This window comes from Streptomyces sp. NPDC050147 (genome assembly GCF_040660195.1).
Classification (GTDB): domain Bacteria; phylum Actinomycetota; class Actinomycetes; order Streptomycetales; family Streptomycetaceae; genus Streptomyces.
Window position 1 is genome coordinate 139515 of the sequence record NZ_JBFALJ010000013.1, and the last position, 14868, is coordinate 154382.

Below are 14868 nucleotides of genomic sequence, written 5' to 3' on the forward strand. Positions count from 1 at the left end.
CGTGCGCGTCGCTCACCGCAGCAGCCCCTTCATCTCGATGGTGGGGAGCGCCTTGAGGGCCGCCTCCTCCGCCTCGCGGGCCGCTTCCTCCGCGTTGACCCCGAGCTTGCCGCCCTGGATCTTCTGGTGGAGCTTGAGGATCGCGTCGATCAACATCTCGGGCCGCGGCGGACAGCCGGGCAAATAGATGTCAACAGGGACAATGTGGTCCACGCCCTGCACAATCGCGTAATTGTTGAACATCCCGCCCGACGAAGCGCAAACCCCCATGGAAATGACCCACTTGGGGTTGGGCATCTGGTCATAGACCTGCCGCAGAACCGGCGCCATCTTCTGACTCACACGCCCGGCCACGATCATCAGATCGGCCTGGCGCGGTGAACCGCGGAAGACCTCCATGCCGAAGCGAGCCAGGTCGTAGCGCCCGGCTCCCGTCGTCATCATCTCGATGGCGCAGCACGCGAGGCCGAAGGTCGCGGGGAAGACGGATGACTTGCGCACCCAGCCCGCGGCTTGTTCGACGGTGGTCAGCAGAAAACCGCTCGGCAGTTTCTCTTCGAGTCCCATGCTCTTTGGCCCCTCAGACCTTTAGTCCCATTCCAGGCCGCCACGCCGCCATACGTACGCGTACGCGACGAAGACGGTGAGCACGAAGAGCAGCATCTCCACGAGCCCGAAAATCCCCAGCGCGTCGAAGGTGACGGCCCAGGGGTAAAGGAAGACGATCTCGATGTCGAAGACGATGAAGAGCATCGCCGTCAGGTAGTACTTGATGGGAAATCGCCCGCCGCCGGCCGGAGTCGGCGTCGGCTCGATACCGCACTCATACGCCTCGAGCTTGGCGCGGTTGTACCGCTTTGGACCGATAAGCGTGGCCATGACCACGGAGAAGATCGCAAAGCCTGCCCCGAGGGCTCCCAGCACGAGGATGGGCGCATAGGCGTTCACGCTCCTCGCTCCTCTCAGTCGGCACTGACTGTTGGCGGTTGCATCGGACCGCAGCCCGCCCCACGAAGATCGCGTTCATGTGAAGCAGGTCACAAGCCCAACTGCCTCGCATCTTATGCCCGCCGGTCTGTGATCTGCGACACGGGGTGCGACAACGGCTTTGTGATCTCCACCACCTGACGAAGGATCATGAAGTCGGATGAGCGGTGATCTTCATACGCGAAGCGCCTGAGTGATCACCAGAGGTGACATCTCAGTGAGTTACCCCTGGTCGGGAGGGGGGAGCCCTATCAAGCGATGGCCGCCGCAGGCAAATTGGTGCTGGACGCGGCGGCTTGATAGTGGCGGCTCATTCACACTTTGGCGGGAGGGGTGCGGACGGAGGTGGACAGCAGCGGCCGCGTGCACAGATTCACGAGCCATCGAAGCGGCGTCTTCATGACGATCAGAACAGCGTCCGCGCGTGGGCGGTTCGGCAGCCGCCGACACTCACCCGTCGTCGGGGTCCGGCACCCCGCCGACACTCACCCACCGTCGATCCATCGTCGATCCGTCACCGATCCCCCATACGGGCAACACCCCTGATTTCTTCGGGAGATCTCAGAAAGGTCTCGGCAGGATCTCAGGGAGATCCCCTAGGGCTACTCCTGTGACCTGCGCCACATGAGCACCCACGGCAGAACAACCGGGCTTGGCCAACCGGCTCAACCGGTGGTAGTCCGCGGGCAATTCGGGCGTATCGCAGAAAACCCATGATCACAGGCGTGATCACCACTGTCCGCATTGCCCGTTACGGCGTCAATAAGAAGTGACACGCCCGGGATTCAGGGCCGTCGGGAGCAACTGTGGCGCAGACCACGTTTCTTGATGGGAACCCTGACTCCCTGATAGCGGTTGTTCTCATGTCCCACACCGCTCACATACCCAGCCACCGGAAGCCCCGTCGCAGCGCCTCGAAGATGGCCCTGCGCGCCGGAGTTGCCGGTGGCGTCCTCAGCACCCTGGCAGTGGCCGCGGCCGCTGGCACGGCGAACGCCGCCGAGCCGGTGACCGAGACCATCGAAATGCCCACGCTCACCGCAGATCTCTCCACGCAGATCGCGCAGTCCGCTGAAGCCACCCAGCAGACCGCCGACAGCTACGAGCTCCGTGCCGAGCAGGAAGCGGCCGCCGTGAAGGCGGCCAAGCAGGCCAAGGCAGACCAGGCCGCCGCCGAGAAGAAGGCGGAGGCCAAGGCGAAGGCCGAGGCCGCCGCCAAGAAGAAGGCGGAAGAGGAGCGCGCCTCGCGTGCCGCGGAGCGCACGACGCTCAGCGCCTCCGCGGACTCGGGCTCCGGCTCCGGCTCCAGCGCTTCCGCCGATGTGGCCGCCCCGGCCAGCGGCAGCGTCGGCACGGTCATCAGCTTCCTCAAGGCCCAGCTCGGCGACGCGTACGTCATGGGTGCCTCCGGACCCAACGCCTGGGACTGCTCCAGCCTCGTCCAGGCCGCGTTCAAGCAGGCGGGCGTGGACCTTCCGCGCGTCTCGCAGGACCAGTCGGTCTCCGGTACGCCGGTCTCGCTCTCCAACGTCCAGGTGGGCGACATCCTTTACTGGGGTGGCGCGGGCTCCGCGTACCACGTGGGTGTGTACATCGGTAACGGCCAGTACCTCGACGCCGCCAACCCCAGCAAGGGCGTTGTCATCCAGGACCTGTCGGGCTACCCCGCTGACGGCGCCGTGCGCGTCCTCTGAGGGCCCTCACAGCCACGCAGAAGGGCCGGGAACCCCGCTGGGGGTTCCCGGCCCTTCCGTGCGCCTCAGGTGAAGAGGCGGGCTTCAGGTGACGAGGAGCGCTTCAGGTGAAGAGGTGCGCCTCAGCCCTTCGGCGAGAGCTCGCCCATCTCCGACCAGCTGCTGCCCGGAATCTCCGTGTGGATGATTTCCGGGGTCGAGGCGATCAACCCGGACATCGTCTCCATGGCGGCCTTGAAGTGGTCGGAGTCCACGTGCGCCGCCCCCGCCTCCTGGGAGGCGAAGCCCTCCAGGAGGACGTACTGGTTGGGGTCGTCGACGCTGCGGGACCAGTCGTAGAAGAGGTTGCCCTCCTCCGCGCGCGTGGCCCGCGTGAACTCGGCGGTCCGCTCCAGCCAGCTGTCGGCGTACTCGGGGCGGACGGTGAACTTGACGGCGATGAAAATCATGCGACCACCCTCGTACTACCCACGGGGTGAGGGCAAATCGGACAGACCCTCACGCCTTCGGCGCCACCTTGCTCAGGCCGTTGATGATGCGGTCCATCGCGTCGCCGCCCGTGGGGTCGGTGAGGTTCGCCAGCATCTTCAGCGTGAAGCGCATCAGCATCGGGTGCGTCAGACCGCGCTGCGTGGCGATCTTCATGACCTTCGGGTTCCCGATGAGCTTCACGAAGGCGCGGCCCAGCGTGTAGTAGCCGCCGTACGTGTCCTTGAGGACCTTCGGGTAGCGCTGCAGCGCCAACTCCCGCTGGGCGGGGGTCTGACGGGCGTGCGCCTGGACGATGACGTCCGCCGCGATCTGCCCGGACTCCATGGCGTACGCGATGCCCTCGCCGTTGAAGGGGTTCACCATGCCGCCCGCGTCACCCACCAGGAGCAGCCCCTTGGTGTAGTGCGGCTGGCGGTTGAACGCCATCGGCAGGGCGGCGCCGCGGATCGGCATCGTCATGTTGTCCGGGGTGTAGCCCCACTCTTCGGGCATCGAGGCGCACCAGGCCTTCAACACCTCGCGCCAGTCCAGCTCCTTGTAGGCGGAGGAGGAGTCGAGGATGCCGAGCCCGACGTTCGACGTGCCGTCGCCCATGCCGAAGACCCAGCCGTAGCCGGGCAGGAGCCGGTCCTCGGCGCCGCGGCGGTCCCACAGCTCGAGCCAGGACTCCAGGTAGTCGTCGTCGTGGCGCGGTGACGTGAAGTACGTACGGACCGCGACACCCATCGGGCGGTCGTCGCGGCGGTGCAGGCCCATCGCGAGGGAGAGCCGGGTCGAGTTGCCGTCCGCGGCGACCACCAGCGGCGCGTGGAAGGTGACCGGCGTCTTCTCCTCACCGAGCTTGGCGTGCACGCCGGTGATGCGGCCCGTGCGGTCGTCGACGATCGGGGCGCCGACGTTGCAGCGCTGGTGCAGGCGCGCGCCCGCCTTCTGGGCCTGGTTGGCGAGCTGCTCGTCGAAGTCGTCGCGCTTACGGACCAGGCCGTAGTTCGGATAGGCGGCGAGTTCCGGCCAGTCGAGCTGGAGCCGTACGCCGCCCCCGATGATGCGCAGGCCCTTGTTGCGCAGCCAGCCCGCCTCCTCGGAGATGTCGATCCCCATGGACACGAGCTGTTTGGTGGCGCGCGGCGTCAGGCCGTCGCCACAGACCTTCTCCCTGGGGAACGCGGTCTTCTCCAGGAGCAGTACGTCGAGTCCGGCCTTCGCCAGGTAGTAGGCGGTCGTGGAACCGGCTGGCCCGGCCCCGACGACGATCACATCAGCGGTGTGTTCGGTGAGGGGCTGGGGCTCGGTCACGGCGGGTTCTCCCCAAGGCTCGAAATCTGTGTGCCGACGGGCACGGGTTATGGGCAGTCTATGCAGCGGTACCGATCAGCCGGCCGAAGGGCCACCCATGACAAAGCAGGCACGGCCGACGAACCGCGGCACACCGCTTCCGGCCCGCGCTGTAGCGGAACTACCCTGCCGGTACCGCCCGGGGGGTGACATCCGTGCCGAAGGCGCCCAGGACAGACGAGACGGACGAAGTGCTCGTGCCGCGGCTGATCGGTCTCATGGCCGTGGACGCGCGCGAAGCGGCGGCGAAACACGGCGTGGAGCTCGCGGCGCCGGACCGCTCCGGCTTCCACCTGGTCGTCCTCGATCATGTGGTCCGGCAGTACCCTCCGCCCGGCACGTGGGTTCCGCGCGACGCCGTCGTCACCGTCTGGTTCGACTTCGGCTCCGGCGAGGGCGAGGGCGAGGGCGGCGCGGGCGTACGCGAACCCCGCCACCCGGGGCCTCCGCGCGGCGGGCTCCGGCGGGAACTGGACGAGCCGGGGAACGAGGTCGGCGCCGTGCTGTAGCGCCGATCCCTGTGGACCGGCCGGCCTCTGTGGCGCCGGCCTCCGTGGCGCCGACCGCCGCCTCAGCCGTTGAGCCGCCAGTGTTCGAGGGCGATCCGGTGGTTCTTCTCGCCCTCGCCCGCGGGCCAGAAGTCCGCGCGCCAGGAGAGCAGGATGGCGTACTCGGTGCCGTTGTCCGCGACGTAACTCTGGTTCAGCGCATGGATCTCGCGGCCCGCCGTGTCGGTGTAGGTGTACTCCCAGATCGCGCCGCCGCGCCCCTGGAAGGTGTTCGGCTCCAGCCGCAGCCGCTGGTAGTCCGACTTCTTCGGGTCCTTCTTGGCGTCCTTCTCGATGTTCGTGAAGTTCTCGTACGAGGTGTAGGGGGCGTTCGGAACGACGCCGACGATGAACTGCTCAGGGCCGGTCGACCCGGCGTACACGATCTGGCCGGGACGCTCCTCGCCCTGCCGGGACCAGCCTTCGGGCACGGCGAACTCGAAGCCGCTCACGTCGGACACCAGGTCGGAGCCCGCGGGCAGTTCGGGGGCGGCGTCCACGGTGTCCGGGCTCGCGCTCGGCTCGTCCGTCGGGGTCTCGTCCGTGGGGCTCCCGTCCGTGGGCGCGTCCGAGGGGGACGGCGGGGGCGGCGTCGGGTCCTGGCTCCCGCTGACGGCCGGCTTGTCGTCCTTGCCTCCCGCCTTGTCGGCAGAGCCGTCGTTGTTGTCCTGCCAGAGCAGGACGCCGGCCGCGATGCCGCTGCCGATGAGGAAGGCGGCGGCGAGGGTGCCGACCCAGACCGCGGTGCGGCGGGAGTCGGGCGAGGTGGGGGGCTGCTGGTGCGGCTGGAAGGTGTGCGGGTCGTAGGCGGCGGGGGCGTAGGCGATGTTCGCGGCCGGGTCGTACGCGGGCTGCGACGCGGGGGGTGTGGGGGCGAGCCCCGGCGTGGGTACGCCCGTCGAGGCCGGTCCCACGATGCCGACCGCACCCTCGGTGGGCGCGTCGGCCAAGGAACCGGGAGCCAAGGAACCGGGAGCCGCAGTACCGGGAGCCGCGAAACCGGAAGCCGCGGACGCGTCGGGTGCACCCGCGGGGCCGCCCGGCATCGGCGGAACCTGCGGCATCGGCGCCGCGCCGGCCCCCGGCCGCTGCCCCGCCAGTTGCAGCAGGAACGGCGCGACGAGTGCGGCGACGAACACCCAGAGCAGCCCGAACAGCAGCGCGTCCGGCACGCTCACGCCCGTCTCGAAGCTGCCGTTGCCCGAGCCGCTCCCGCCTACGCCGCCGCCGAACTGCGACGAGGCGCTGCCGGTCGCGTCGACGCTGAGTCCGCCGACCCCGGCGAGGAGCAGGAAGAGACCGAAGAAGATCCCGGCGGCGAGGAGTTGCTCGCCCCGGTGCGCGGAGCGGCGTGCGGCGAGCAGGCCGAGGACGAGCGCGCACACCAGGCCGAGCGCCAACGCCCCCACGACCGCCCAGTCGTTGGTGACGTCCCCGAGCTCGGAGAGCCCGAAGGATTCGCTCTCGTAACCGCCGCCGTACGACGAACTGCTTCCCTCCACCGATGCGCCCAGTGGTGCTCCCCAGCCGAGGCCGAGGGCGGCGACACCGAGGTTCGGCAGCAGGAGCAGGGCGATGAGCAGGGGGGACACGTCCGTGTCGTCGAGGTCGGTGAGACCTTCGAGGTCGTCGATCTGCGCGAGGCTGATGAACGCGACGAGCGAGCACAGGACGAGCACGACGGCGAGCGCGCGCAGCGCGGTGCCGGTGGCGCGGAACGCCGCCTGCCAGCCGGGCCGTCGGGCAAGCCACTGGCCCAGGTCATGGCGGTGCAGCACACCGCAGGAGACGGCAAGGCCGAGTACGAGCGCGCCGAGCGCGGCAAGCACCGGCGACGAGGAGAGCTCGACACCCTCGATCTCGGGCTGGGCGAAGAGGCTGAGCACGAGCGTGCCCACGGTCACCAACAGCGTGACCCGCACGGCCGCTTCGAGCCCTGCCGTGCCGCCGCCGAAGCCTCCGGCGCGCAGGAGGACACGGGTACGCAGGACGCGTACGCCGATGAAGAGGGCCCCGATCCACAGGGCGGTGGCGGTGAGGGGAATGAGGTGCAGCGTGGCGCTGCCGTCGAAGGCGACGTCGACGCTTGTGCTCTCACCGCCGAAGAGGGACGACCGCTGCCGTTCGCTCCCCGAGATCTCGAAGCCGCCGCCCACGGCCTGGAGCAGCGTCGCGAGGGCGATACGGAGCCGGTCGCCGAATCCGACGACGACTTCGCCGTCATCTTGACCGTAGGAGGGAATGGCCAGCGCCACAGCCGCGACGAGCACCAACCCGACCGGCCACAGGGCGGCTTGCGCGGCCCCGGCCCAGTCCCCACGAAACGCCCGCCCGAGGAAGGCGCCGAGCGGGGAGGGCGCGGCGGGTGCCCCCGGGACGTACGCGGGCGGGGGCGGGGACGCGGGGGCGGCGAGCGCAGGCGCGGGCGGGAGCGCGGGCGCGGGAAGGGAGACCGCGGTGAACCCGGGCCCTTCGGGCGTGACTTCGGGCGTGCTGTCGGCCTTGCCTTCAGGCGTGCTGTCGGCCTTGCTCCCGGGCGTACCGTCCTCCGCGCCTTCGGGCGTACCGTCATCCACCCCTTCGGGCGTACCTCCGGACGCTGACGACGCACCGGCAGGCACATCAGCCTCAGCCTTCACCGGCGCCGCGTCCGCGGAGGTCAGCACACCGAGCTCCGCCTCGGGCAGTTCCGCGGGCCCCGCGTCCACCGTCGTGTCACGCGGACGCTCGCGCCCGCATTTCATGCAGAAGCGGGCCTCGTCAGGGGTGGGTGCCCCGCAGTGAGGGCAGTGCGACGCCATGGGAACGCTCCGTCATTGGGGAGATGACCAGAAAGACCGACCCGTGCCGAACGGTCCCGCGGCGGCCGACGCGAAAGAGCGGATTCGCATCGACACCGCCGCGTCGGCGGAGTCGTATCACAACGGACACATCTTGCCCGGCGGCTGGTTCCCGTCAACTCGGTTCACAGTGCGCGAATTCCGCGCTCTCCCGGTTCAGTCGGAGATCCGCCAGAAGGGCCCTAGGCCTTGAACCCCCGGTGCAGGGCCACGACCCCACCCGTCAGGTTGCGCCACGCCACCTTCGACCAGCCCGCTTCCTGCAACCGCGCGGCCAGCGTCGGCTGGTCCGGCCAGGAGCGGATGGACTCCGCGAGGTAGACGTACGCGTCGGGGTTGGAGGAGACCGTGCGCGCCACCGGCGGCAGCGCCCGCATCAGGTACTCCTCGTAGACCGTGCGGAACGGCGCCCACGTCGCGTGCGAGAACTCGCAGATGACGACCCGGCCGCCCGGCTTCGTCACGCGGTACATCTCCCGCAGCGCCTGGACCGTCTCCTGGACGTTGCGCAGGCCGAAGGAGATCGTGACGGCGTCGAACGTGTCGTCCTTGAACGGCAGCTTCGTCGCGTCCCCCGCCGTGAACGGCATCCAGGGGTGGCGTGCCTTGCCGACCTGCAGCATGCCGAGCGAGAAGTCGCAGGGCACGACGTACGCGCCCGCTCGGGCGAACGGCTGGGACGAGGTGGCCGTCCCCGCGGCGAGGTCCAGCACCTTTTGCGCGGGGCGCGCGTCTACGGCCTTCGCGACCTCCTTGCGCCACAGGCGTGCCTGGCCGAGCGACAGGACGTCGTTCGTGAGGTCGTACCGTTCCGCGACGTCGTCGAACATGGAGGCGACTTCGTGCGGCTGCTTTTCCAGGGTGGCTCGGGTCACCCGGCCATTGTGGCAGGCCGCTGATCGCGCAGTTCCCCGCGCCCCTGAGGGCGCCCTGCGGGGCTCCCCTCAGCGCGCTCGGTACACCAAGCGGCCGCCGATCACCGTAGCCACGCACGTCTCCGGCCCCCGCACCACCAGCTCCGCACGGTCGGCGACGTCGAAGATCGCGAAGCGGGCCGGGGCGCCCTCCCCCAGGGGTGGCAGGAGGACCAGAGGGGTCGGTGACAGGGACGCCGGGCCCGGCAGCTGTGGTGGGCGTTGGCCGACCGCCAGGCCCGCCCTGCGGACGGTGTCGACGACGGGCCGGGCCCGCAGTTCGCCCGCGATGGCCACCGTGCCGTACGCGAAGAGCCGCTGTACGCCCCGGCGGGCGCTGGCGCCCACCCGGGACGGGTTGACGCGGAAGAGGGCCCGCGCCCGCTCCCCGCCGATGGGCTCGGTGCCGAGCCAGTCGGCCTCGCGCGGGTCGGGGTGGTAGGTGGCCTCGAGGAGTTCGGGACCGTACGGGTTGAGCAGGCCCGGCGTGAGGATGCCGGGCCAGCGCCTGACGCGGGCGGCGGGATCAGCGGCCACCAGCTCCTCGTACGGGCCGACGGCGGCGACGCTCGCCCCGTCGACCAGGACCGCCGCCTCCGGTGTGCCGTCGGCGACGTGAAGTGTGCGCACCGCGGCCTCAGTTGGCGGCGAGGAGCTTCAGCTCGGGGTGAGCCGTGCCACCCTCGATCGCCGTGGACGAGATGTGCGAGGCGACGCGGTCGTCGGTCGGGTCGTTCGCCGGGTCGTCGTGCACGACGAGGTGCTCGTACGTCGTGGCGCGCTGGGCCGGGACCCGGTCCGCGGTGCGGATCATGTCGATCATGTCGCGCAGGTTGTTGCGGTGCTTGGCACCCGCGGAGGAGACGACGTTCTCCTCCAGCATCACCGAGCCGAGGTCGTCGGCGCCGTAGTGCAGGGTGAGCTGGCCGGCCTCCTTGCCGGTGGTCAGCCAGGAACCCTGGATGTGGGCGACGTTGTCGAGGAAGATCCGCGAGATCGCGATCATGCGGATGTACTCGAAGATGCTGGCCTGCGTCCGGCCCTTGAGGTGGTTGTTCTCGGGCTGGTACGTGTACGGGATGAAGGCCCGGAAGCCGCCGGTCCGGTCCTGTACGTCGCGGATCATCCGCAGGTGTTCGATGCGCTCGGCGTTGGTCTCGCCCGTACCCATGAGCATCGTGGACGTCGACTCGACGCCGAGGTTGTGGGCGATCTCCATGATCTCCAGCCAGCGCTCGCCGCTCTCCTTGAGCGGGGCGATGGCCTTGCGCGGGCGGGCCGGGAGCAGCTCGGCGCCGGCACCGGCGAAGGAGTCGAGCCCGGCGGCGTGGATCCGCTGGATCGCCTCATCGGCGGAGACCTTCGAGATGCGGGCCATGTGCTCGATCTCGGAGGCGCCGAGGGAGTGGATGACCAGCTGCGGGAAGTTCTTCTTGATCGCCGCGAAGTGCTCTTCGTAGTACTCGACGCCGAAGTCGGGGTGGTGCCCGCCCTGGAACATGACCTGCGTGCCGCCGAGCTCGACGGTCTCGGCACAGCGCCGCAGGATGTCGTCGAGGTCGCGCGTCCAGCCCTTCTTGGTGTCCTTCGGCGGGGCGTAGAAGGCGCAGAACTTGCAGGCGGTCACACACACGTTGGTGTAGTTGATGTTCCGCTCGATGATGTACGTCGCGATGTGCTCCGTACCCGCGTACCGGCGGCGGCGAATCGCGTCGGCGGCGGCGCCGAGCGCGTGCAGCGGGGCATCGCGGTAGAGGTCGAGCGCCTCTTCGGCGCTGATCCGCCCACCTGCGGCGGCACGGTCGAGGACGGACTGAAGGTCGGCCTTCTCGGTCACCGGGAGGTCCCTTTCATAAGGGTTGCGGACGGACTGATCCAGCGTACGCCAGCCGATTCCGCCGCCCGACGTCAGGCGGCGTACGCCCCGACGAGCAACCCCACGAACGCGCCACCGATCAGGAAAGGACCGAACGGGATCGCCGTCCGGCGTCCGGCGCGGCGGGCGACGACGAGCCCCGCCCCGTACAGGGCGGCCAGCAGGAACCCGGCGAAGGCCCCGAGCAGCACCACCCCCCACCCGTACCAGCCGAGGGCGGCCCCCAGGCTCAGCGTCAGCTTCACGTCACCGAAGCCCATGCCGTTCGGGCTGATGAGGAAGAGCACGAAGTACGCACCCCCGAGCGCGAGCGCCCCGTACAGGGCGTGCGGCCAGGAGCCGCCGTGCTCGGGCAGCAGCGCGGCGCCCGCGAGCAGTACCAGCGCGGCCACGGCGAGCGGCAGGGTCAGCACGTCGGGCAGCCGGTGCACCCCGAAGTCCACGACGGCGAGCAGCACCCCGAAGGGCGCGAGCAGCAGCCAGACGGCGAGCTCTGGCCGCGGGCCCGTGGCGGCGGCGAGGGCGGCGCAGACGAGGGCGGTGGCGAGGGCGACACTGAGGCCGCGGGGCCCGAAGCGATCTCCTCGCGGGCACCGCGCGAGCCCGGCCCAGCCGCCGAGGGGATGCCCGTCGGGGCATTCGGCGCGCCAGGCCTCGCCGGGCGCCACGGACAGCCGGTAGGCGGCGCGGGGCACGAAGAGCCCGGCGATCGCGCCCCAGAGGGCGCCACCGACGACCGTGATCAGCAACAAGGGGGTCGACTCCCCGTCAGCTGACCGCGGTCAGGCCGCTGCGCCAGGTGGGCAGCAGCTCGTCCAGCAGGGCCTCGGTCCGGGGCGGCACGCCCCGCGCCCCGCTGCGGGCGACGAGGTCGGTGGCCACCTGCTGAAGACGGCCCGGGTCCCCCAGCGTGTGGGTGGCCCGCAGCAGCTCGTTCCAGAGCCGCTCGTCCCCCGGCGCGGAATTCAGCGAGGCGTTCAGCGCCTCGATGGCCTTCTCGGCGCGCCCCTTCTCCAGGTGGAACTCGCACAGGGCGAGCCCGATGTCGGCGACGAGCAGCGGCAGCTGCGCGTCGATGATCTCGTGGGTGAGCCACGCGTACCGGCCCTGCGGCCGGTCCGAGAGCAACGGCCCGCGTACGAGCACCAGAGCGTCGGTGAGCATCCGCCCGCGTACGGCCCGGCTGTTGGCCCCGCGCCCCTGGGTCGCCTCGTGGTACAGCGACCGCAGAACATCCAGATCGGAGACGACGGACTTGGCGAGCGTGAGTCGGCCGTTCCCGTCGGCGCGCAGCCGGGGCGTCCCGTCCGGCTCGGTGCCGAGCCACTCCCGCAGCCGTTCGATGAGCGCGTCCCGTACGTCCTCGGTGACACCGCGCGGCCACAGCGCGGAGGAGAGCACCCGCGGGTGCACGCCCTCGCGGTGCATCAGGAGCAGCGCGAGCGCCTCGTGCATCAGCGGGCTGCGCTCGCCGTCCGGCGTGTCGAGGCCGATGATCTCGTACGTACCGACGAGGCGCGCGTAGACCGCGGGCCGCCCCTGCTCGGTGACGTCGACGAGGAAGGGAGGCGTGGCGGCCGTACGCCCGGTACCGGCACCGCCCCGGCCCTCCTCCTCGCCCGGGTCGGCGTCACGGAACAGTTCCACGACGGCCCGCTGCTGGGCCTCGGGCAGCGCCTGCGCCTCCAGCTCAAGGCCGAGCAGCGGGGCGAGCAGCTTGCCCTCGGGGGTGATCTCCATCTCCCAGGCGGCGCCCGGCAGGTCGCCGGACTCGGTGCCGACGAGGTACCCGATGCCCAAACGGCTCGCGTCGGCGGCCAGTTCGGCGAGCTTCACGGCGTCGTCCCCTTCGGGCTCGGCGGCGAGCAGCACGAGGTGCGGCGCCCAGCGCGTGTGCTGGGCGGGGCCGGTACGACCGGTGAGCACGGAGTCGTGCCCGGCCGCCCCCAGGGCCCCGCGCCGCTGCCGCGTCTCGGCCTCCATCGTCTCGATGAGCGCCTCGATGCCGTCGAGGTGCCGCAGGCGGTTGGGCGCGAGCGGCGTCAGGTCCTGCCCGAAGCCGACGAGGGTGATGGTCATGCGGTCGGACCACCCGTTGGTGGCCAGCTCGGCGGCGACGGAGGCGAAGACGGCGGCGCGGTCGGCCTCGGTCCCGCTCAGCGAAACGACACCGGGCACGGCTTCGAGGTTGAGCAGCAGCCGCGAGTCGTCGAGCGTTCCCAGGCTGACGAGCCCCGGGTAGGGAGCGGCGGTGTCCATGTCCTCGTACCGCTCGGCATCGGTCCGCGCCAGCATCCAGAACGTCTGGTCCTGCCCCAACTGCCAAGGCGCGGGCGGCCGTCCGGCGGGCTGGGCGAGCTGGAGATGCAGATCGCCGTTGCTGAGCCAGGCGGCGTAGACGGTGGGCAGCGCCCGGGACTCCTCGGCGAGGGCGGCGGCGAGCCCCCTCAACGACAGATCAAGCAGGCGTACGCCCTCGGGGTCGGCCCCCACGAGCAGCGCGTCCTGCGCATCGGCCGCGCCCCCGGTCGGCGTCGGCGGCTCCATGCCGCGACGCCCGCCGACGGCGCCCATGGCCGACTGCCACAGCGCGTGACGGCGACGGCGTCCGAGCGCGCCGAGCAGCCCGGCGGCGAGAAGCGGAGCACCGATGAGCGCCTCGGGCAGTCCGAAGGAGGAGCCCTCGGACTGGCCGGCGGTGGCGGTGGCTTCCTGCTGTCCCTGCCCCTGCCCCTGTTCCTGCCCCTGTCCCTGCCCCTTGCCGGCGCCGGAGGGCCGCTGCTCGGGGATGGTGATGTGGGCGGTGTCGCGGTCGACGGAGCCGCCGCCTTGCTGACCGCCGCCTTGCTCGCTTCCCTTCTGCCCCGACTTGGCGTAGTCGGAGATCTGCTCCTTCACGTCCTGCGAGACCTTGGGCGCCTCATCTGGCATCTCGACGAGCTCGCCGCCGTGCGCGTCCGCGGGCATCTCCATGATCCAGCCGGGCCGGATGAGGCTGGCCTCGGACAGACGGGATCCGTCGGGCTGCTCCCGGTCCTTGTTGAGCTGGTAGATCTCCTTGTACCGCCGCCCGTCCCCGAGATGCCGCTCGGCGATCTCCCACATGGAGTCGTGGTGACGGCCTTCGGGCGGCTGGATCCGGTAGTACTTGGTGTCTCCGCTCTTGCTGCCATCGGCATGGGCGGCCACCTGCTCGGCCTGCTCGGCGACGGCGCTCGCGGCGCTGCCTGCCTGCTCCTGCCCGAAGAGACCGCCGGGGGTCTGCTGGGCGGAAGCGGCGGAAGCGGGCTTCTGATTACCTTCCAGGGACTGCCCGAACTGCGAGAGCCCCGGCGCGAAGCTGGCCGCGGTGGCACCCACCAGGAGCAGGGCGGCGACGAGTTGACGGGCGAGGAGCTGACTGCCGCCGGCGCCGGGAACGCGCCCCGGCATGCCGACACCGGAGAGCGCCGCCTTCACCTCGACCAGTACGCAGGCGGTGAACTGGGCCCAGGCCAGCCAGACCACGACGGTCAGTACATTGACGAACGTCCCGACCGTGATCTCCTGCTGCAACCAGTCCAGCGAGGGCGCGCCTCCCGGGAGCGGCCACCCCACGGCGATCGCAAGAGCCCCGGGCACGCCGAAGACGAGCGCGGCCAACGCGACAAAGGCGAGGAACGCCTTGACGAAGTCCCCGAACGTACGACGACGCCGGGGCAGCGGCTGCGGCGTCCGATTCCGTGGAGCCGACGGGCCGCCTGTCGAACTTGAAGTGGTGCGCGCCATGGCGGGTGTCCTGTTGTCCTCTGAGAGGGAGCGGATAGAGATCTGGGTCAGCGGTCGGTCTATGCGCTGAGCGTACTGAGGCGATGGTACGGAAGGGGCCGGAGGTCATACAGGGGCAACGGCTTCAGCGGGCTTCCGTGGTTGCCCGTTTACGCCCGAGTTGCGCGGTAAGCCCAACTCTCCTTGCGCGAATGACCCCTTCCCTGAGTCCTTCCAGGGGCAGGGGCGCACCGGTCACTCTCCCCGCGCGTCACAGTTTCGGCACGGGTTCACTGCACCCACGTACCACTTGAGGACCCTTCGCTTCCGTCACCGCACAGAACGCGAGAGCCTTCACAGGGCCCACCAGTACTGGTAACCCACGCCTGATAACTTCGTCCGGCTCCATTCTCTCCTGCACACAGTCGATCTCTG

The 14868-nt window shown here is 70.4% G+C and carries 12 protein-coding genes; 2 read left to right on the forward strand and 10 right to left on the reverse strand.

Annotation, left to right across the window (positions count from 1 at the left end; all coding sequences use genetic code 11):
• Positions 1 to 12 precede the first annotated feature (12 nt).
• Together AB0I94_RS21365 and AB0I94_RS21370 are read right to left on the reverse strand one after the other, a co-directional pair.
• Positions 13 to 567, reverse strand: a complete 555-nt coding sequence (locus tag AB0I94_RS21365) for an NADH-quinone oxidoreductase subunit B family protein (protein WP_363311146.1) — start codon at positions 565 to 567, stop codon at positions 13 to 15.
• Positions 568 to 588: 21 nt separating this feature from the next.
• Positions 589 to 948 carry an NADH-quinone oxidoreductase subunit A gene (locus AB0I94_RS21370; protein WP_003992243.1) on the reverse strand — a complete coding sequence of 120 codons (360 nt, stop codon included), beginning with the start codon at positions 946 to 948 and terminating at the stop codon, positions 589 to 591.
• A gap of 902 nt (positions 949 to 1850) precedes the next feature.
• Here AB0I94_RS21370 and AB0I94_RS21375 point away from each other — a divergent pair.
• Complete coding sequence (locus AB0I94_RS21375) at positions 1851 to 2681, forward strand: C40 family peptidase (RefSeq protein ID WP_363311147.1); 831 nt, start codon at positions 1851 to 1853, stop codon at positions 2679 to 2681.
• Between the two features lie 122 nt (positions 2682 to 2803).
• On the opposite strand, the gene AB0I94_RS21380 is transcribed toward AB0I94_RS21375, so the two are convergent.
• A complete protein-coding gene (locus tag AB0I94_RS21380; RefSeq protein WP_363311148.1) occupies positions 2804 to 3130 on the reverse strand; it encodes a putative quinol monooxygenase in 327 nt (108 codons plus the stop codon).
• A gap of 49 nt (positions 3131 to 3179) precedes the next feature.
• Positions 3180 to 4469 (reverse strand): geranylgeranyl reductase family protein, encoded by a 1290-nt coding sequence (locus AB0I94_RS21385; protein WP_363311149.1) that lies wholly within the window; start codon positions 4467 to 4469, stop codon positions 3180 to 3182.
• Positions 4470 to 4726: 257 nt separating this feature from the next.
• Between AB0I94_RS21385 and AB0I94_RS21390 the strand changes: the two genes are divergently transcribed.
• Positions 4727 to 5017: a PASTA domain-containing protein gene (locus AB0I94_RS21390; protein ID WP_363311230.1), complete on the forward strand. Its 291-nt coding sequence runs from the start codon at positions 4727 to 4729 to the stop codon at positions 5015 to 5017.
• Positions 5018 to 5079: 62 nt separating this feature from the next.
• On the opposite strand, the gene AB0I94_RS21395 is transcribed toward AB0I94_RS21390, so the two are convergent.
• From AB0I94_RS21395 to AB0I94_RS21420, 6 genes are all read right to left on the reverse strand, one after another.
• The gene (locus tag AB0I94_RS21395; RefSeq protein WP_363311150.1) at positions 5080 to 7857 is read right to left on the reverse strand and encodes a zinc-ribbon domain-containing protein; all 2778 of its coding nucleotides are present in this window, start codon (positions 7855 to 7857) and stop codon (positions 5080 to 5082) included.
• Between the two features lie 221 nt (positions 7858 to 8078).
• Complete coding sequence (locus tag AB0I94_RS21400; protein ID WP_363311151.1) at positions 8079 to 8771, reverse strand: demethylmenaquinone methyltransferase; 693 nt, start codon at positions 8769 to 8771, stop codon at positions 8079 to 8081.
• Between the two features lie 69 nt (positions 8772 to 8840).
• Positions 8841 to 9440 carry a hypothetical protein gene (locus AB0I94_RS21405; RefSeq protein ID WP_363311152.1) on the reverse strand — a complete coding sequence of 200 codons (600 nt, stop codon included), beginning with the start codon at positions 9438 to 9440 and terminating at the stop codon, positions 8841 to 8843.
• Positions 9441 to 9447: 7 nt separating this feature from the next.
• Positions 9448 to 10647, reverse strand: coding sequence for a cyclic dehypoxanthinyl futalosine synthase (gene mqnC, locus AB0I94_RS21410; RefSeq protein ID WP_363311153.1), 1200 nt, complete (start codon positions 10645 to 10647; stop codon positions 9448 to 9450).
• Positions 10648 to 10718: 71 nt separating this feature from the next.
• Positions 10719 to 11438: an A24 family peptidase gene (locus AB0I94_RS21415; RefSeq protein ID WP_363311154.1), complete on the reverse strand. Its 720-nt coding sequence runs from the start codon at positions 11436 to 11438 to the stop codon at positions 10719 to 10721.
• Between the two features lie 16 nt (positions 11439 to 11454).
• Complete coding sequence (locus AB0I94_RS21420; protein WP_363311155.1) at positions 11455 to 14454, reverse strand: BTAD domain-containing putative transcriptional regulator; 3000 nt, start codon at positions 14452 to 14454, stop codon at positions 11455 to 11457.
• Positions 14455 to 14868: the final 414 nt, after the last annotated feature.